Source organism: Vibrio pelagius, from assembly GCF_024347575.1.
GTDB lineage: Bacteria > Pseudomonadota > Gammaproteobacteria > Enterobacterales > Vibrionaceae > Vibrio > Vibrio pelagius.
In genome coordinates, this window is sequence record NZ_AP025503.1 from 1,538,297 (window position 1) to 1,556,021 (window position 17,725).

Genomic DNA, 17,725 nt, shown 5'->3' on the forward strand with positions numbered 1-17,725 from the left:
AAAAATATATTAGAGCGATGATTAGGGTTTTCATAGTGAACCTCCCATCATTTCTGCGTTGTCAGGAGAGACAATCTCAATACTCACTCGGCGATTAGTCAAACGAGTCCCAGCAGATTCGCCTTCGAAAAGAGGCACGGTTTCACCTACAGATACTGTTTTGATACGAGTTGGGCTTAAACCAAAAATAGTGAGGTAACGTTCCACTTGTTTTGCGCGGCCAAGGGCTAATTTGTCATTGTACTCTTCAGTACCCGTAGCATCAGCATGACCCGTAACGATCAAATCTAGCGTCGGGTGGTCCTTTAAAATGGTACTCGCTTCAGCTAAGTGTCCCATGTACTTCGGGTTTACTTCGGTAGAGTTATGGGCAAATTGATTGTCGACATTGAGTAGGTCGTAAAGCTGTTCAATGATCGAAAGCTGTAGCCTAAATTGGGATTCATTCTTAGGCGGTGCACAACGGGCTTGAGATGTAACGTAGTCTAAGCGGGTCTCTAGGTCGTTAAGACGTTTACGCTGAATCACGAGGTCATTAGCGGCATCGAGAAGAAGTCCGCCTTGAAGCTCACGTGCGATACGATTTTGTTTCTCTATTGCTTGAACAACAGCTGCGGGAAAACACCAACGGGCGCCTTCTTGAATAAGCGAGTCCAAGTGAAGTTTTGCTAGCTGCCAGTCAAATCTTAACCCATGTTCAGGGCCGAGAGGCTCATCAGGCATTACAGGTGAAAAATCATAATTCTGATAATTAATTGAATCATAGCTTTCTGCCAAGCCGCCTTTGCCATGTTCTGGATAGCTACTGCAACCCACAACAAGGGCAGACAGGGGAAGGGTTATGTAATGAGTCCATTTGTTCATGCCAACGTCCTTTGAGTTTTTATTATAATTATGTACATCTTTAGCTTAGCGGAACTTTATGAATTCGCTGCCTTTTTTGAATTAACCGGGATGGCATGAGCGATGCGAAGCAGGTTCATAATTTCCAGCGGTTGGCCGGATACATTTTCTAGACGCATATTACGCTCTCGTTCCGTCAGACGTTTGAACATGTAAACGATGGCACCAACACCTGAAGAATCTAAAAATTTCACGTGGCTAAAATCGATTTCTACCTCAGGGTGTAGGTCGTTGGTAATGACGTCATCAATACCAGGTTGTGCTTTGCGACTGCCGGAAGCGTCTAGGTCACCGAAGATTGATAGGGTTAGCGTTGAATTGTTTAGTTCGACTTTACGTAGTTCCATGATGTCTCTCCTTGAAGCTGTTACTTTTCTTTTTTGTTTCCCTATACTTAGCAGACTCTGTGCCAGTTTTATTATTGTTAATTTTCAATGGCTTATTTTGATTTTGTTGGGTTTCCCAGAATAGGAAACAGCGTTTTCTCAATATGAGAATGAAAAAGAGTGGGCTTTATGGGGGTTACAACACATACAAAATGAAAATGAGACAACGGTGACTATAGTTTTGGTGAGTGTGTCGCATCGAAGCCATACTAGTGGTGAAACTTTAGGCGGGGCGTTTTTAAATGAGGATATGACGCTTAATCTTGGAATTATGATGACACTAAACAAATTGACGATTGCCACGTTATTGCTTTTTTCAGCCCACAGTAGTGCAAACATCCAACCAACTTATCAAGTCATGTTAGCAAGCCATTATGATCAACACATCGATATCAATGAGTATTGGCAGAGTGAAAAGCTTGACGGTGTGCGTGCTATTTGGGATGGAGAACATCTATATACTCGCAACGGCAATCGTATTTATGCACCTGCTTGGTTTACAAATCCATTACCAAAGGTACGTTTAGAAGGGGAGTTATGGGCAGGAAGAGATCGTTTTCATATTGTTCAGTCGACCGTTCTCGATACCACCCCAGTAGACAAAGCTTGGAGCCAGATTAAGTTTATGTTGTTTGATATGCCCGGTGCTGCTGGTGACTATCAAAAACGTTATTACAACATTATTGACTGGGTGAAACGGATAAATCGAAAACATATTCACTATGTAGAGCACTATCCAATAGAGAGTGAAGCCACGCTCTACAAGCAGTTGGATAATATTGATAATCAAAAGGGTGAGGGGATCATGCTGCGAAAAATTACCAGTCGTTACCAAGCTGGACGCAGTAACGATCTGCTCAAACTGAAACGACACCACGATGCGGAGGCGATTGTTGTGGGTTACAAGAGTGGAACAGGGAAATATTCAGGAATGATGGGATCACTCTTAGTTCACACTGAGGAAGGCATTCAATTTTATATTGGCACTGGATTCACTGATGAGATGCGATTAGACCCGCCACCAATCGGTAGTCGAATTACGTTCCGCTACAATGGATATACACAAAATGGCAAACCTAAATTTGCCCGTTTCATCAGAGAGAAAGCTGAATACTAAAAGAGCCCTTGATACAGGGCTCTTTGTCTTTTGGAAGTAGAAAGTTTGGGAACTAGCGTTCGCTGAAAGCCAGTTGAATGGTGTCTTCTTGTTTATGCATCCAGCGCAATCTCATACCAAGCAATAGCGCGGCAGAAGAGAGGCCGATAATGAAGCCTATCCAGAAACCGTGTGCTCCCATTGGCTCAACGATCCAATCTGTCATGCCTAGAATGTAACCAAGTGGCAAGCCTAAAATCCAATACGCGATGAACGTGCGATTGAAAATAGAGCGCATATCTTTGTAGCCACGAAGTGCTCCAGCAGCGATAACTTGAATCGCATCGGTACATTGATAAACCGCAGCAAACACAAGCAGTTGCATCGCAATGGTAATAACCGCTTGGTTCTCTGTATAGAGAAGAGCGATTTGCTCTCTGAATAAAATGGTAATAAATGCCGTTCCAAGAGACATGACTAATCCAACTAAGATTCCCACATGGGTTGCGATTTTTGCGCCTTCAGTATTGTTCTCACCAAGCTTGTGGCCAACACGAATACTAACCGCTGCGCCCACACTCATTGGTAACATGAACACCAAAGACGAGAAGTTAATGGCAACTTGGTGAGCAGCAACAATCATTGGGCCTAATGGCGCAACCAATAGCGCAACAACGGCAAATAGCGTGACTTCAAAAAACAGCGCGGCTGCAACAGGGAATCCGAGTTTAAACAGGCGCACCTGAGCTTTTAACTGAGGCTTATGGAACTGACCGAATAAGTTAATCTTAGCTAGGCGATTTGATGTCATGACATAGCCAAGAAGTAGGGCGAACATCACCCAATAAACGATGGCTGTCGCAACACCACAACCCACACCACCCAGAGCTGGGGCACCTAACTTACCGTATACAAACATCCAGTTAAGAGGGATGTTGAGCAACAAACCGATAAATCCGATCACCATCGCAGGCTTTGTTAATGACATACCATCTGTGAAGCTACGAAGCGTCTGAAATAGCAAAAATGCAGGTACAGCATACATCACCGCATGCATGTAACCATTGGTCTTTGCTGCCATCAGCGGTTCGACGTCCATTAAACTGAGTATACCCTGAGTTTGAAATAGCACCCCAATTATGGGTACTGAGATAAGCAGAGCCATCACCGCGCCTTGCTGAATCTCGAACGAGATTTTTTGTTGGCGACCTGAACCATTCAGTTGTGCAACCACAGGAACCAGAGCCATTAACAGTCCGACACCGAACAGAATCGATGGTAACCAGATGCTGGCAGCGATAGATACCGCAGCCATATCAATAGCACTAACACCACCGGCCATGACGGTATCGACAAAACCCATACCAGTTTGGGCAACAGAGGCTATGAGTACCGGTGTCGCGAGTTTTATTAAGTTTGAGGCTTCTGTTTTGTAACGATGCACAAAGGGCTCCAGCTATAAGATAATAAGATTAGATACTTAGGGATGGACATTTAGATTGAATCAGAGATACTGACTGTAATGCGCCACTGGGCGAATGATAAAGAAATGTCACTACAACTGCTATGAAAAACTGTGATGTGACGACACAAAACGGAAATATTATGTTTACAGGTATCGTGCAAGGCATGGCGACCTTAGTTGCTATAGAAAAGAAAGAGATGTTCCAAACTCATGTTATTGAGCTGAGTGACGATATGGTCGAAGGTCTGACAATTGGTGCTTCTGTGGCTCATAACGGATGCTGTTTAACGGTAACGAAAATCAACGGAACTCAAGTCTCTTTTGATTTGATGCAAGCCACTTTAAGGCTGACAAATCTTGGTCGTCTGAAGAAAGGCGATTTGGTTAATGTTGAACGTGCGGCGAAGTTTGGTGATGAGATTGGCGGACACAGTATGTCAGGACATATCACGCTCGTAGCAGACATCGTTGATGTTATTAAGACCGAGAACAACCGCACAATTTGGTTTGAGTTGCCTCAAGAATCCATGAAATACGTATTGAGTAAGGGTTACATTGGTATTGATGGCTGCTCACTCACCATCGGGGAAGTAGAGGAGAATCGTTTCTCGGTACATCTTATTCCAGAAACACTCAGTCGCACCCTGTTTGGTAGGCGACAAGTGGGTGACCAAGTAAATATTGAGTTTGACCCGCAGACACAAGCCATTGTCGACACAGTCGAACGTGTATTGGCGAATCAAAACAGATAATTTAGTCAAACAAATTCAAGACAATAGAATTAGAAAGAGCACGTCATCACGTGCTCTTTGTTTTAATTAACTCATCAGCCTTGTCGCGCGCTAAAATACTTGTTCGTCGTCAGCATCAATAGATAAATTGATGGTATTCCTCACTTCATCGACTTGCATGTCTAAATGAATAGCGTGGCAACAAGCAGGGCAGTCATCATAAAAGTCTTGGCTTCCGTTTGAAGCGTCCAGGGTGATGCCAATAGAGTGCCCACAGTGAGGGCAAGAAACGTACTTTTCCGTGTAGTTATTCATGATCGATTCTCCTTACAGCAACTTAAACAGCCAGAATCTTCTGAACATGTGCTTCTGTTTGTTCTAGATAACTACCGCCAAACTGATTGCAATGATTGAGAAGATGGTACAAGTTATACAGGTCTTTTCGCATATTATAGTCAACGTCGAGCGGCGCGACGCTCTGATAGCCTTGGTAAAATTCTGGAGGGAAACCACCAAACAATTCCGACATCGCAATATCACACTCACGGTCCCCCCAGTAACACGCAGGGTCGTAGCAGATAGGACCAAACGCCGACGTTGCTACGTTGCCATGCCAAAGGTCGCCATGCAATAGAGAGGGCGTTGGATTATGACCAGCCAACTTGGTGTTTACGACATCCACGATCTCATCGATATCACCAAACTCAACCCCTTTCTCTTTGAGGAGTTGCAACTGAAACCCAATCCGTTGTTCAGAGAAAAAACGACCCCATTTTTTATGCCAAGGGTTGGGCTGAAGAGTGCTACCGATGTAGTTATCTTGATCGCAACCAAACTCTTTCTGTTCTCCCCAAAGGTGGAGCTTGGCGAGCGAAACACCAAAATCAAAGCCGTTGTTACCAGTATCTAACGGTTTGGTTGGCAAATAGTTGAGGATAATAAAAGCGCTCTCTTTGGTGGTGCCGATAAGTACCAGTTCTGGGACATAAACTGTGGAGGTATTTCGTAACAATCTTAGATTTTCGGCTTCAACTTCAAACTTATGAATAAACTCTTTTTGGTTTACTTTTACGAAGTAACGCTCGTTACCATCGGTGATCATGTAACAATCATTAATATTGCCACCAGAGACCTTAACGCGCTCGGTGATAGGGAAGTTAAAGAGAAGTGTGTCTGAAAGTTGTTGAGAAATGGCCTGCCACATAGGAAATCCTCAAAGAACATGGGTATATGCAATAGTCTAGGATAAATTTCGATGATTTATCGATGTATGCGTCAATGTTCTAAGCTGTTATTTGTTCTCAACTCGAACAATTACAAGAATTGTGACCTTTAGCCCCAATCTTAAACGTCGTCCTATAAACATCCAAAATGGAATCAGTCTCACAATTGAGGCGGTCTATAATCGAGAATGCTTTAAGAGCTCCTAATCATTTGCATAAATCAATATGTGACTTAAAAAACTGTGTTTTAATGAGTCAAGTCGCGATGATAGATGAAAGTTTGGTTTGATCTAAAGTGCACTGTACTTTCTCATTTCAAGAAGTATGGAATCTACTTCTGAGTTAATTTTGAGCATTTAGACCTAAGGTCGAACACTTTATTAGGAAATCAAACAATTAGTTAATGACAATGCTGAGAGTTCGCCTAGTATTGTAGATTATCGTAGTGATGAATTTACCATTGAGCTTAAACGGAGATGTATTGTGGTTGTAGAAACCGATGGTTATTTAGCTTTGATTGAACACTTGTCGTTTAATTTGGATGTATTTACAAGTGGCAAAGGTGATACAGGCACAGAGAGTGTTGAAGATATCGTTACAGACATGATCTCAACGAACATCATGGCGATTTTTGAACAGAATCCAGAATTGCATGCCAGTGTCAGGTTCCAGCTGCTCAAAGAAGCAGATGCTGTCGTTGCTGACCTAGGTGAGGTGTTGGCGGGTGTTTGGGCCAAGAGAGCAACCAATGAACAAATCGTTTTCCTTGACGAGTATATCGCTCTGGTGAAAAACCTGTTTGATACAGCGGTGGCTAAATACGATTAACGCGAAACTCAACTCACTTTGAGTGATTGGCGGATTGTTCAATTGACGTTCGCCGATACTCACTTCTTAAACCCTGATGTTCGATTAGAGTCTTCTAAAGTGCCAAAATGATGAAGCCCAGTAAGGGTTATCTAATCTAGAGATAATCACACCCTTAGACGTCGACGCATGTAAGAACTGTTTATTGCCCAGGTAAACGCCTACATGTCTTACCTTTGGTGACGTTTTGAAAAACACCAAATCACCACTCTTAGCTTGCTCGTAAGCTATCTCAACGCCTTGTTTACTTTGATCGAGCGTTGTTCTTGGTAACGCCTGCTGTGTCGCAGTGAGTACCGCTATCTGAACGAATGCCGAACAATCTACACCGTTATAAGACGAGCCACCAAAGCGATAGGGAACGCCTTGCCACTCTTTATACACGCTCATGTAAGCCTGAGTCGTTTGCTTCTCTTGTGGTGATAGCGTCTGGTTATTGAGTCTAGGAGCGTTGAAATCGGGCGATGATGAGCACCCTAGGACACCAAGTACGACGAAAATTAATATAACTCTTTGAATTAATAGCAATCTGTAACTCTTCTGAAAAATATATGAAATATAAGTGTCATAAATGAAACTTACTATACCGATCTTAGAAAGGATGCCACACACCGTACCTAAATCGGAATAACAATGCCTGATAAAAATGTAACTAATCAACCTGCTCGTTTCACTTTCTCTCTTATACAAACCGTAAGCAGTATTTTCTGTGTGATTTTATTGCTTGTTGTCTTTTTGTCGATGGTCAGCATCAAAGGAGTCGATCGAGTTGGCAGCTACTTTGATACGCTCTCAGAACAAGTATTACCGCTCGCACTCAATAATGCCAAGTTGACACAAAATGTCCTAGAGCAAGTTAAATTATTGGGTTATAGCACTCAATCTTCCGATCTCAATGATCTTAATTCGATGAAATCATCGATACAAAAGTTGGCTGATGAATCGAATAAGATGCTTCAGGACCTACTCGTTATAGCCGGTCATTTTCCTGATGCTATATCTGTTCAAGACAGAGAAACCTTAGTCAATGATATGGCAAAGCTGCAAGCTATGACGTCGAAGGTGTTGACGATGCAGATAGACATTCAAGCTAAGCAGAATGTTATCGATAAGCAGGTAGAGCCGTTTCGTTATGGTGTAAGCTCCGCAGGGCCAGAAATGAGCCGTATTAGCACATTTTTAGCAGAGGGTAACCCTGAGTCTACGGACGCTGCGAACCGCTTTGTGTCGAGTGTTAGCGCAATGGAAAGTGCGTTCTTGATGTTGATGATGTACGAAGAGATGGATAAAGCACAATCGGAGTACCGACAGTTACGTAACCGTTTGGCGGGCATGGAACTCGCTTATGATGACTTTGCTGAGTGGCACCCAGATGTGAAAGACTTCACAAGCCTCGTTGCCGCTTATCAGATGGTGTCTGACGGGTTTGAAGAGCAGGGGATCATTAAAAATATACTCGCCAGACTCACATTGGTAGAAGAACAAAAGCAAGAACTTGCCCAAGTCATGGTAACAGCAAACCGAGTGATACTGAGCCTCAATACTTTATCTGAAGAAGCATCACTCCTGATCGATGAAAGCGAGTCGGTAGTAAATAGCACGATCAGTAACATTGATAGAGTACTACTTATTAGCGGTACAGTAATTACTATGATTATATTGATTTCTGGATTGGTACTTCAACGTTGGGTCAACAATGGGCTTAAAAACATCAAGCAACACCTAGCGCTATTGGCTGAGCATGATTTTTCTAAGAAGTCGCAGCCTAGAGGCCCGTACGAGCTACAAGTTATTACCTCAAAACTCAACCTTGTGGTTGAGTCAACAGCAGAATCGGTCAGTTCAGTGACACGTAATTGTGAAACCCTCTATCAAACTGCCGAGGTAAGTCATGATGCAGCGGAGCAGACTAACCAAAGTTTGAATGCGCAAAATGAGTCGTTGCAAAACATGATTACGACGATTACTCAATTAGAGGCATCGATAAGCGAAATTGCACGCATCTCGAGTGCGTCAAATGACGATGCGCAATTAGCTGAGACCGAATCGGTGAATGGCAGCCAAGTGGTCGGTCTGAACCAACAGCGACTCCATGCGCTTGAGAAGACACTCAGTGTTAATGAAGAGTCGATGGATGAACTCGATGGTCGTGTAAAGCAGATCCGTGAGATGGTTGATATGATCAGCGGCATTGCTGAGAACACAAATTTGCTGGCACTCAACGCTGCGATTGAAGCTGCTAGAGCGGGTGAGCAAGGTCGAGGCTTTGCGGTAGTCGCAGATGAAGTCCGTAAACTGGCAAGTGGCACTTCCCAGCAAACGACCAACATCCGCAGCATGATGACGGAGCTAATCGCAGCCGCTGATCGTTCTAAGGAATCTGTGATTGAATCACGCAGTGAAATGGCCAACGCACTTCAAACGAGCAGTGACGTTAAGCAAGCATTCGAGAAGATTGAAGTGGCTGTTGCTCAAATCAAAGGACGTGTTGAGCAAATCATGGTGGCGACAGAAGAGCAGGCGCGTGCGACGGTTGATGTGACACAATCCATAACCCGAGTTTCTGAGCAGGGTGAAAACACCAAGATGCAATTGGAGTCGATGATCGAAAGTTCTGAGCAGGTCGCGGATATCGCAGGGCACCAACAAGCGATGCTACATAAGTATGTTTTGAGTTAAAGTTCATCAACAAAGTTAAATAGAAAAAGGGCCGACTATCTATAGGATAATCGGCCTTTTTACATTTGTACTCGTTGTGACTTAGTTCTGTTTGATGAAAGGTTGACGCAACATTTTATCGAGACGTTGCTCTTTACCATCTTGGATTTCAGGAACGCCTATTTGAACCTTATCGTGACCAAGTCGAGGCTGAGCGCGATAGGTTTTGAACCACCTGTCCCAGACGGAGAGAAAGAAACCGAAGTTAGAGTGGGTCTCTTTAACGATCACAGAGTGGTGAACGCGATGCATGTCTGGAGTTACTATCCATTTCCGCAAAACTCTATCTATTCTAAGAGGCAGTTTAGCATTGCTGTGGTTAAACATTGCGCTTACATTCAAAACGATTTCAAAGATAACAACAGCCAAAGCGGGGACGCCGAGTAGCATCACCAAGCCGATCTTAATCAGCATGGAGAGAATCATCTCAATAGGGTGGAAACGTGTTCCCGTGGTGACATCAATATCCAAATCAGCATGATGGACACGGTGCAAACGCCATAGTACTGGGATTCGATGAAATACCAGATGTTGCAGGTAAATAGCGCAGTCGAACAATAAAACGCAAAGTATCACGACCAGAGGTGTTGGAAGAGAAACTTGGTTGAACAGCCCCCACTGATTTTGTTCGGCAATAAGCGCAGATTGAAACGCAGCTATGGGTATCAAAGTGGCGAGTAACACACTATTGAGCGCCACTAGGGCAAAATTGTTACTCCAGCGGAACCATTTGCTCTGGGTAAGCTGCTTACGTGGAGAATACGCTTCCCATAAAGCACAGCCGACAAACGCGGTGACAAAGCAGGCAAGGCGAAGCAAAGAGGGGTCTTGCATAAGAATTCCTTCTATCATTATCCATTCACTCTAAGTACAATCGCACCACTTTTCTAGAGCTATCGTTAAACACCATGAGAATTCACGCTTTTCACCACCTTTATCAACATCGTTTGTCCCTCTCTACTCGACCTTTTAAAGCGCGAGGCTGTAAGGTGGTTCGCTGCGAATATTGTAAAATCGAACAAGGTCACTGTATCTGCGACCATCAACCTGATATTGAAACCAATGTCGCGACTATGTTGATCTTATCTGATAACGAAGTTCTTAAACCGAGTAATACGGGTCGACTCATTGTAGACACCGTCAAAGACAGCCATGTATACCTTTGGCATAGAACTGAGCCAAATCCAGAGATGCTTGCTGTCTTAAAAGACGAAAAATATCAACCCGTGGTCGTGTTTCCTGAGGACTATACGGACGATAAAAGTCGTGTGGTTAAAGATCTACCTGCGATGCGTGATTCAAACAAAACACTACTGCTGATCTTCATTGATGGTAGTTGGCGCGAAGCTCGTCGTATTTTCCGTCGCTCTGAGTATTTACAACATTTACCAGTCTTATCTATTGAACCAGAATCGGTATCGCAATACATGATGCGAAAATCGGATAATGAGCAGCACTTATCAACGGCAGAAGTGGCGAGTTTGGTATTGAAGCAAGCCGGTGAAGAGCAGGGGTCAAAAACACTAAAAATGTGGTTTGAAGCGTTTAGAGAGAGCTACATGCTAAGTAAAACCCGCTATAAGTCGGACCAAACAAAGCCTAGCTTAACGGCTTATATCGATTATTGTGAAAATGAGATGTCACTCTAAGCTTGACACCTTATGTGCTGACAACTTGTTCAAACGGACTCAATCACAGAATAAGTTTGTCATCTATCACGGTTTGTAGGGGGAGTGTTATGGATAATAACCCGCAGTGACTTTTATATTGTCCCAGATTTAGGGAAAAATTGGAGAGATTTGATGTATTACGGCTTTGATGTTGGCGGCACTAAAATTGAATTTGGTGCATTCAATGAGAAACTTGAACGTGTGGCAACTGAGCGTGTACCAACGCCTACAGATTCATACCAACAACTTATTGACACAATTGCTGGCTTAGTTGAGAAGTACGACAGTGAGTTCTCATGTGAAGGTAAGATCGGTCTAGGTCTACCAGGTATGGAAAACGCGGACGACGGCACAATGTTGGTTGTTAACGTTCCTGCTTCAACAGGTAAGCCACTGCGTAAAGACTTGGAAGCTCGTATTGGCCGTAGCGTTAAAATTGAAAACGACGCGAACTGTTTTGCACTTTCAGAAGCTTGGGATGAAGAACTTCAAGATGAGCCATCAGTTGCCGGTTTAATCCTAGGTACTGGCTTTGGTGGCGGCTTAATCTTTGATGGCAAAGTATTCTCAGGTCGTAACCATGTTGCTGGTGAACTTGGTCATATGCGTTTACCGCTAGATGCATGGCTTCACCTTGGTGAAAACGCGCCGCTACTAGGCTGTGGTTGTGGGAAGAAAGGTTGTTTGGATAGCTATCTATCTGGCCGTGGCTTCGAGCTAATTTACGAGCACTACTTCGGCGAGAAGAAGAAAGCCATCGACATCATCAAAGCACATGCGGAAGGTGAAGAGAAAGCGGTAGAACATGTAGAGCGCTTCATGGAGCTTCTGGCTATCTGTTTTGCTAACCTATTTACCGCACTGGACCCACACGTAGTTGCACTGGGTGGCGGCCTATCAAACTTCGAATTGATTTACGAAGAGATGCCAAAGCGTATTCCTAAGTACCTGCTTTCAGTTGCTAAATGTCCGAAGATCATTAAAGCGAAACACGGCGATTCAGGTGGTGTTCGTGGTGCAGCATTCCTTAACCTTAAGTAATTAACCCAAAGTAATTGACCTTAGGTTAAGTTGACGAAATAAAAATGCCGCAACCTCTGAAGAGGTTGCGGCATTGTTCATTGTTTGATGTTCAAAACGAGCATTCAGAACGAAGAAGCGAAGCGCTATTTGTTCTTTTTACCAACACCCAAGTTTTCTTTTTGCTTCAGTGTAAGCTTTGTGAAACCTAGCTTACGGAAATAGTTATCTTGGTAGTTACGAACCGCTTTAGTATCTGAAATCAACTCAAGCTGTTGCTCTGTTTTTAAATACTCAGTGATGTCGATGCCTTCAGCCGCAGCAACAGCTTCTTGGATCGTGCGGTGTTGTTGTTTTGAAAACAGCAACTCTTTGTCTTCATCTTTATAGGTATACAGAATAGTACGAGCCATGGTGCTCTCCAGTTGAATCTAGGATTTTCGCGAACTCTACAGAAAATCTTACACACTCTCAAGGTTAAGGCGGAATTAGTTGTTTAGTAAAGCAAACCTAAACCGAAAATAGTGGTGAAAGGTTATTATATGGACTGTTTAATGAGTCGAGATATAAAAGCGAAGCTATAAATAGCTTCGCTTTTGATGCCGTTAGATGCGTCCTTGAAGTGGAATAACCGTTACGGTTTCACCCACTTTAACCGTATCAACAGAAGGAGAGATCTCAATCAAGCAGTTTGCTTCGCTCATTGAACGAAGAATGCCAGAGCCTTGTTTGCCTGTCGTCCGGACTTCGAGTTGACCGTGCTCGTTCATGGAGAACACACCGCGGCTAAATTCAGTACGGCCTTGGCGAGAACGAAGTTGTTCTGTCGCAATCGCATTCGCTTTCACTGGTGTCCAGTTTGTCTGGCCTTGGAGTTTACGAATCGCTGGCTCAACAAAGTTGATAAAGGAGACCATTACCGCCACTGGGTTACCCGGTAACCCGAAGAAAGGTGTTTGCTCAATCTTACCGTAAGCAAGCGGGCGACCCGGGCGCATGTTGATACGCCAGAAGTTAATCTCACCCAACTCATCAAGAGCAAGCTTAATGTAATCAGCGTCACCAACGGACACGCCACCAGACGTTAGGACCATGTCTGTCTCTAACGCAGCAGAGTGCAGAACTTCCGTCATTTTTTGCTGGTCGTCTTCGATGATGCCGTAATCAACAATTTCACACCCTAGCTTCTGTAGCATGCCAATGATGGTGAAACGGTTTGAGTCGTAAATGGAATTCGCTTGCTGCGGTGTTCCGGGTGCTTGAACTTCGTCGCCGGTCGAGAAAATACCCACCTTCACTTTGCGAAGAACAGGGCAGGTTGCAAAACCTAGCGACGCCATCATGCCCATTTCAGGTGCTTCGATGCGTGTGCCTTGTGTGAATACCGCTTGACCAACAGACAAGTCTTCACCCGCCATACGAACGTTTTGGCCTACATCGATTTTAGCGTCAGGGAAACGAACAACATCACCTTCTTGAACCGCTTGCTCACGCATGATAACAGTATCGCCGCCGATTGGAGTGGGTGCGCCCGTCATGATCTTAACCGCTTGGCCTTTTTGAATCTCTTGGTCGTAACTGTGTCCTGCGAAAACTTCAGCGACAACATGATACTGTTCTTGGTTCAAATCATCGCCACGGATCGCGTAACCGTCCATTGCTGAGTTTGTGTTTTGCGGAACGTTAATTGGAGAGACAATATCTTCAGCCAAAACGCGACCATAAGCAGATTCAACCGCAACGCTTTCGCTGAGCGTTTCTGTAGTGATGCTCTCTAAAATCTTCTCTTGCCCTTGTGTGACACTCAAACCCGCTGGTGAGAAAGAGTCACAGCACACAGTTGGCGCTTTCGATGATTGTGGCTGGCAACTGACTGGGGTCGGATTGAATTCTTGCGCGTAGTTGATAATAAAGTCGCGAATCGCATCCAAATCATTGATCGACATTTGAGGAAGATCCGATTCAACTTGAGTATCCGCTGCAATGGCTATGATGTTGCTGTCGTTCGAGTACAGCCAAGGTTTACCAACTTCTTCGCGGTGCAGTTCAATCTTAGGAAAAGCGATGTTTTTACACCCTTCAACCAGAATCAGATCCAATTTCTCTGTATCAAAGCGAGTCAGTAAGTAATCAAAATCAGCCTCAGCTTCAGGGGTTTCAGTCATCAACACATGACGCTTTCTTGAAGAGATCAGCATTTGGCCTGCGCCGGCTTTGCGTAAGCGATAACTGTCTTTGCCTGGCTTATCAACATCGAAGTCGTGGTGCGCATGTTTGAGTACACCAATGCTTAGACCTGACTCGGTCAACATTGGCAGCAGAGCTTCAAGTAGAGTTGTTTTTCCAGTGCCACTGTAGGCAGCAAAACCTAGTAGTGGGAGGTTAGGGCGTTGTTTTGAATCATTCATTATTGAAGCGTACCAAATTGGGTGAGTTCTTCTGGTGTATTAAGGTTTACGAAGCAGTTTGGCGAGTCGCTAAAGTCGACAAACTCGGTAACACAATCTTTATAGAGCAGAATGATCTTGCGATCGCCACGCTCTAGGAATGCTTCTAACCTAGGTAATACGCGCTTATGGAATAGAGTAAATACCGGCTGTTTAAATTCACCGTCGTGAGCAACCAAAATATCGCTGTCGGGATTAACCGCCGCGCAGAAACGCTCGACTAAGTCTTCGTTGATTTGCGGGCTGTCACAAGGAACAAAGCCGACCCAGTCGGTGTCGGCATTTTTCAGTCCTGCATGGATGCCGCCTAGTGGTCCTGGATAATCAGGAAAGGAATCAGAAACCACAGGCGCGAAGTCTTGATAGCGCTCTTGGTTGCGATTGGCATTAATGGTGATAGAGACGTTTTGTTGCGACAATTTGTCGATAACGTATTGAATAAGTGGACGACCGTTTAACTCGACGAGACCTTTGTCGCGTCCACCCATTCTGCTCGCTTGTCCGCCAGCTAAGATAACCCAACTAGTTTGCGTTGGAAGCAGCATAAATATTCTCTTGTGCTTTGTCTTTTTTAATAATTTGCAGCAATGGTGATTCAGTCAAAGAGTTATCTTTAATCCACCACTGCTTTTTACATAGATCGGTCAGAGCGTTGGTTTGGTGGCTTGTTATCACCAAACTTGCGCCGCGCTGAAGAAGATCTTCGGCCATAATGACCAATCTTTCAATAGATTCTTTATCTAATGATGCGCTTGGTTCGTCCATAAGTAAGATGGAGGGTTTTAAAATCCAGGCCCTTGCCATCGCGACTCGTTGACGTTCCCCACCAGATAGAACAGAGATGTGTTCATCCGCTAGGGTCTCTAAACCTACCATTCTCAACGCATTGATTATTTGAGCTCGCTTATCTTTTTGTGACTCTTTGTTAAATCGAATGCCATAAGCGACATTTTGATACACAGTGCCATCAAACAAATAAGGTGTTTGATGTAGGTATATAATGTCTTTGAATTTAGAACGAGGGAGTAGGGTTCCTTTCCAGCTTTGATGTGCTGTCTGGATTTTTCCTGATGTTGGTTTGATCAAACCAGATAGGATTTTCAGTAGGGTGGTTTTACCGACACCATTGTCACCCTTAAGATAGATCGCATCGTTTGGGCCAATGGACAATTCAGGGATATGAAAAAGAACGCGCTCTTTGTAGCGCATTGAAACTTGCTGCGTTGTTATTTTTATACTCATGACAGCATTCCTATGTTCTTAAATAGCCTTTTCCTCTCACACTAGAAAGGAAAAAGTTCAAAATCAGCGCCAACGCCAACAACACCATACCCAAAGCAACCCCTTGTGCGAATGCACCTTTATGGCTTTCCATCGCGATGGCCGTCGGGATGTTTCTCGTCATGCCCATAATGTTACCGCCTACCATCATCGAGCAACCAACCTCTGTCACTATTCGTGAAAAGGCAGCAATGGTTGCAGCAAGAAGTGGGAAGCGAGTTTCCCAAATCAATGTAGATGCGATACGGAAAGTCGACACACCCAAAGTACGAGCTGTTTCAACGGCACGACGGTCACTAGCTTGAAGCGCACCATGCATCATAGAGACAAGTATGGGGAAGCAGATCAGCATCTGACCGAGAATCATAGCCTTTTGGGTAAAGAGCATTTGCCAATCACCCAAAGGGCCAGAACGAGATAACATCATGTACATTAATAGGCCGATCACGACTGTAGGGATCGCTTGAAGAGTATTAATGATAGAGAGCAACCCCCATTTACCGGGAAACTCTGTATAGGCGAGTAAAAAAGCCATGACAATTGCAGGTACGATAACCAGTGAAATTGCCGACAGAGAAACGCTGAATGACACTGCGACAATTTGCCACAACTCGTGGTCAAAGTTCACAAGTAAGTTCAGTGCATCCAGCGTTGTTTGCCATAGGGTCATGATGTATCTCTTTTGTGCGGAGGCCCCGCGTTTAGTTCCAGTATAGCTTTGTCTGTTATGGAAATGGTCAGTTACGAAAACGGTCAGTTGAGCACATTGCTCAGTTGCAAATTTTCCAGTGCCGATATGAGGGTTTTAAATTGCTCATACCGGCACCTTTGACCATTCGAGTGCTTTATTCCGCACTTGCGACAAATAGCTGCTTACCATGAAGCTTAAACTCATTGATCAGCTTTTGTCCTTTCGGATTTACCAGCCAATCACTGAACGTTTTTGCTGCTTGATAATTGATGCTTGGGTAGCGCTCTGGGTTAACAAGAATCACTTGGTACGGGTTGAAAAGGTTCTTGTCACCTTGGAATAGGATCTTAAGGTCTAGTTTGTTTTGGTATGCCAACCAAGTACCACGGTCAGTCATGGTGTAGCCTTGCATCTCAGACGCCATGTTTAGCGTTGGCCCCATACCTTGGCCTACGCTGCGGTAACCACCGAAGTTTGGTTCCATCTTGGTTTGAGCCCAGATGCCCATCTCTTTTTTGTGTGTACCTGAGTCATCACCACGAGAAACGAAAGTCACATTGTTCGTTGCGATAGATTTAAACACTTCAGCTACGTCGTTTTGAGAACTGATTTTTGCTGGGTCTTTTTGAGGGCCAACAATAACGAAATCGTTGTACATCAGTTTGCGTGGAAGAACGCCATAACCTTTCTCGACAAAGTTCGCTTCCGCTTTAGGTGCGTGTGTCATTACTAGATCGACATCACCGTTCTCACCCATGCGCAGAGATTTACCGGTACCCGCAGCAATGACGTCCACCTTGATACCAGAATCTTTCTCAAATTCTGGGAGTAGGAAATCAAGTAGACCAGAGTGGTAGGTACTGGTGGTTGTCGCGAGTTTGATATGTTGAGTATCTTCAGCACTGCTAGCTGAATAACTGACGAGGGAAAGTGCTGCAATAGTTAAAGGAATTGCTTTCATTATTATTATGTCCATGAGTTATGAATAGACCACCATAAGCAGGGTTAACCGACTTATGGCTCCTGGGCCAAATGGTATAAATGGATTATCCACACCCTTTAAGCAAACATAGTGCCAACAAGGATAGGTAACTAGGTTCATTAAATATCTGTTATTTAGGGTAAAATAGCACCATTTTCGACATTAAATTTAAAGAAAGTATGAGCTAGGACAAAATGTCGCATATTGAACCTGTTGTACTTAAGGCGAGTTGGTACACTCTGTCC

At 44.1% G+C, this 17,725-nt stretch carries 19 protein-coding genes; 6 read left to right on the plus strand and 13 right to left on the minus strand.

Translation table 11 applies throughout. The annotated features are described in order from the left end of the window. Positions 1–30: 30 nt before the first annotated feature. Both vsple_RS06680 and vsple_RS06685 read right to left on the minus strand, forming a co-directional pair. Positions 31–864 carry an OmpA family protein gene (locus tag vsple_RS06680; protein ID WP_261883061.1) on the minus strand — a complete coding sequence of 278 codons (834 nt, stop codon included), beginning with the start codon at positions 862–864 and terminating at the stop codon, positions 31–33. Between the two features lie 56 nt (positions 865–920). After that, the gene (locus tag vsple_RS06685) at positions 921–1,250 is read right to left on the minus strand and encodes an STAS domain-containing protein (protein WP_261883062.1); all 330 of its coding nucleotides are present in this window, start codon (positions 1,248–1,250) and stop codon (positions 921–923) included. A 313-nt stretch (positions 1,251–1,563) separates the two neighbouring features. On the opposite strand from vsple_RS06685, the gene vsple_RS06690 reads away from it, so the two are divergent. Next, the gene (locus vsple_RS06690; RefSeq protein WP_261883138.1) at positions 1,564–2,406 is read left to right on the plus strand and encodes a DNA ligase; all 843 of its coding nucleotides are present in this window, start codon (positions 1,564–1,566) and stop codon (positions 2,404–2,406) included. Positions 2,407–2,458: 52 nt separating this feature from the next. On the opposite strand, the gene vsple_RS06695 is transcribed toward vsple_RS06690, so the two are convergent. Continuing rightward, positions 2,459–3,829: an MATE family efflux transporter gene (locus tag vsple_RS06695; RefSeq protein ID WP_255230768.1), complete on the minus strand. Its 1,371-nt coding sequence runs from the start codon at positions 3,827–3,829 to the stop codon at positions 2,459–2,461. Between the two features lie 161 nt (positions 3,830–3,990). Here vsple_RS06695 and vsple_RS06700 point away from each other — a divergent pair, with 161 nt between their 5' ends. Continuing rightward, positions 3,991–4,602, plus strand: coding sequence for a riboflavin synthase subunit alpha (locus vsple_RS06700; RefSeq protein ID WP_261883063.1), 612 nt, complete (start codon positions 3,991–3,993; stop codon positions 4,600–4,602). Between the two features lie 90 nt (positions 4,603–4,692). Here vsple_RS06700 and vsple_RS06705 read toward each other — a convergent pair whose 3' ends face one another. Both vsple_RS06705 and vsple_RS06710 read right to left on the minus strand, forming a co-directional pair. Continuing rightward, entirely contained in the window at positions 4,693–4,896 is a 204-nt protein-coding gene (locus tag vsple_RS06705; protein ID WP_255230766.1) for a CPXCG motif-containing cysteine-rich protein, read from the minus strand. A gap of 22 nt (positions 4,897–4,918) precedes the next feature. Further along, a complete protein-coding gene (locus vsple_RS06710; protein WP_255230765.1) occupies positions 4,919–5,785 on the minus strand; it encodes a fructosamine kinase family protein in 867 nt (288 codons plus the stop codon). Between the two features lie 502 nt (positions 5,786–6,287). On the opposite strand from vsple_RS06710, the gene vsple_RS06715 reads away from it, so the two are divergent. Continuing rightward, entirely contained in the window at positions 6,288–6,632 is a 345-nt protein-coding gene (locus tag vsple_RS06715; protein ID WP_261883064.1) for a DUF3802 family protein, read from the plus strand. Between the two features lie 84 nt (positions 6,633–6,716). Here vsple_RS06715 and vsple_RS06720 read toward each other — a convergent pair whose 3' ends face one another. Then, a complete protein-coding gene (locus vsple_RS06720) occupies positions 6,717–7,190 on the minus strand; it encodes a C40 family peptidase (RefSeq protein WP_420833799.1) in 474 nt (157 codons plus the stop codon). Positions 7,191–7,304: 114 nt separating this feature from the next. Between vsple_RS06720 and vsple_RS06725 the strand changes: the two genes are divergently transcribed. Then, positions 7,305–9,350, plus strand: coding sequence for a methyl-accepting chemotaxis protein (locus vsple_RS06725; RefSeq protein ID WP_261883066.1), 2,046 nt, complete (start codon positions 7,305–7,307; stop codon positions 9,348–9,350). A gap of 81 nt (positions 9,351–9,431) precedes the next feature. Here vsple_RS06725 and vsple_RS06730 read toward each other — a convergent pair whose 3' ends face one another. Next, the gene (locus vsple_RS06730) at positions 9,432–10,223 is read right to left on the minus strand and encodes a sterol desaturase family protein (protein WP_261883067.1); all 792 of its coding nucleotides are present in this window, start codon (positions 10,221–10,223) and stop codon (positions 9,432–9,434) included. A 74-nt stretch (positions 10,224–10,297) separates the two neighbouring features. On the opposite strand from vsple_RS06730, the gene vsple_RS06735 reads away from it, so the two are divergent. After that, positions 10,298–11,038, plus strand: a complete 741-nt coding sequence (locus tag vsple_RS06735) for a tRNA-uridine aminocarboxypropyltransferase (protein WP_261883068.1) — start codon at positions 10,298–10,300, stop codon at positions 11,036–11,038. A gap of 153 nt (positions 11,039–11,191) precedes the next feature. Beyond that, the gene (nagK, locus tag vsple_RS06740) at positions 11,192–12,100 is read left to right on the plus strand and encodes an N-acetylglucosamine kinase (RefSeq protein WP_150872456.1); all 909 of its coding nucleotides are present in this window, start codon (positions 11,192–11,194) and stop codon (positions 12,098–12,100) included. Between the two features lie 125 nt (positions 12,101–12,225). Here nagK and vsple_RS06745 read toward each other — a convergent pair whose 3' ends face one another. From vsple_RS06745 to vsple_RS06770, 6 genes are all read right to left on the minus strand, one after another. Further along, positions 12,226–12,492, minus strand: coding sequence for a DUF2960 domain-containing protein (locus vsple_RS06745; RefSeq protein WP_032549019.1), 267 nt, complete (start codon positions 12,490–12,492; stop codon positions 12,226–12,228). A 192-nt stretch (positions 12,493–12,684) separates the two neighbouring features. Further along, on the minus strand, positions 12,685–14,487 hold the full coding sequence (locus vsple_RS06750; RefSeq protein WP_261883069.1) for a bifunctional molybdopterin-guanine dinucleotide biosynthesis adaptor protein MobB/molybdopterin molybdotransferase MoeA: 1,803 nt from the start codon (positions 14,485–14,487) through the stop codon (positions 12,685–12,687). Continuing rightward, the gene (gene mobA, locus vsple_RS06755; protein WP_261883070.1) at positions 14,487–15,071 is read right to left on the minus strand and encodes a molybdenum cofactor guanylyltransferase MobA; all 585 of its coding nucleotides are present in this window, start codon (positions 15,069–15,071) and stop codon (positions 14,487–14,489) included. The genes vsple_RS06750 and mobA overlap by 1 nt, the downstream gene beginning before the upstream one ends. Continuing rightward, on the minus strand, positions 15,049–15,768 hold the full coding sequence (locus tag vsple_RS06760; RefSeq protein ID WP_255230756.1) for an energy-coupling factor ABC transporter ATP-binding protein: 720 nt from the start codon (positions 15,766–15,768) through the stop codon (positions 15,049–15,051). The genes mobA and vsple_RS06760 overlap by 23 nt, the downstream gene beginning before the upstream one ends. Positions 15,769–15,778: 10 nt before the next feature. Then, positions 15,779–16,477, minus strand: coding sequence for an ABC transporter permease (locus vsple_RS06765; RefSeq protein WP_261883071.1), 699 nt, complete (start codon positions 16,475–16,477; stop codon positions 15,779–15,781). A gap of 175 nt (positions 16,478–16,652) precedes the next feature. After that, positions 16,653–17,459: an ABC transporter substrate-binding protein gene (locus vsple_RS06770; protein WP_255230754.1), complete on the minus strand. Its 807-nt coding sequence runs from the start codon at positions 17,457–17,459 to the stop codon at positions 16,653–16,655. Between the last annotated feature and the right edge of the window lie 266 nt (positions 17,460–17,725).

Coding starts and splice junctions, on each gene's coding strand:
- vsple_RS06710 (WP_255230765.1), bottom strand. CDS start 5,785: ATGTGGCAGGCCATTTCTCAACAACTTTCAGACACACTTCTCTTTAAC.
- vsple_RS06745 (WP_032549019.1), bottom strand. CDS start 12,492: ATGGCTCGTACTATTCTGTATACCTATAAAGATGAAGACAAAGAGTTG.
- vsple_RS06700 (WP_261883063.1), top strand. CDS start 3,991: ATGTTTACAGGTATCGTGCAAGGCATGGCGACCTTAGTTGCTATAGAA.
- nagK (WP_150872456.1), top strand. CDS start 11,192: ATGTATTACGGCTTTGATGTTGGCGGCACTAAAATTGAATTTGGTGCA.
- vsple_RS06690 (WP_261883138.1), top strand. CDS start 1,564: ATGACACTAAACAAATTGACGATTGCCACGTTATTGCTTTTTTCAGCC.
- vsple_RS06685 (WP_261883062.1), bottom strand. CDS start 1,250: ATGGAACTACGTAAAGTCGAACTAAACAATTCAACGCTAACCCTATCA.
- vsple_RS06705 (WP_255230766.1), bottom strand. CDS start 4,896: ATGAATAACTACACGGAAAAGTACGTTTCTTGCCCTCACTGTGGGCAC.
- vsple_RS06730 (WP_261883067.1), bottom strand. CDS start 10,223: ATGCAAGACCCCTCTTTGCTTCGCCTTGCCTGCTTTGTCACCGCGTTT.
- mobA (WP_261883070.1), bottom strand. CDS start 15,071: ATGCTGCTTCCAACGCAAACTAGTTGGGTTATCTTAGCTGGCGGACAA.
- vsple_RS06760 (WP_255230756.1), bottom strand. CDS start 15,768: ATGAGTATAAAAATAACAACGCAGCAAGTTTCAATGCGCTACAAAGAG.
- vsple_RS06735 (WP_261883068.1), top strand. CDS start 10,298: ATGAGAATTCACGCTTTTCACCACCTTTATCAACATCGTTTGTCCCTC.
- vsple_RS06725 (WP_261883066.1), top strand. CDS start 7,305: ATGCCTGATAAAAATGTAACTAATCAACCTGCTCGTTTCACTTTCTCT.
- vsple_RS06765 (WP_261883071.1), bottom strand. CDS start 16,477: ATGACCCTATGGCAAACAACGCTGGATGCACTGAACTTACTTGTGAAC.
- vsple_RS06680 (WP_261883061.1), bottom strand. CDS start 864: ATGAACAAATGGACTCATTACATAACCCTTCCCCTGTCTGCCCTTGTT.
- vsple_RS06750 (WP_261883069.1), bottom strand. CDS start 14,487: ATGAATGATTCAAAACAACGCCCTAACCTCCCACTACTAGGTTTTGCT.
- vsple_RS06770 (WP_255230754.1), bottom strand. CDS start 17,459: ATGAAAGCAATTCCTTTAACTATTGCAGCACTTTCCCTCGTCAGTTAT.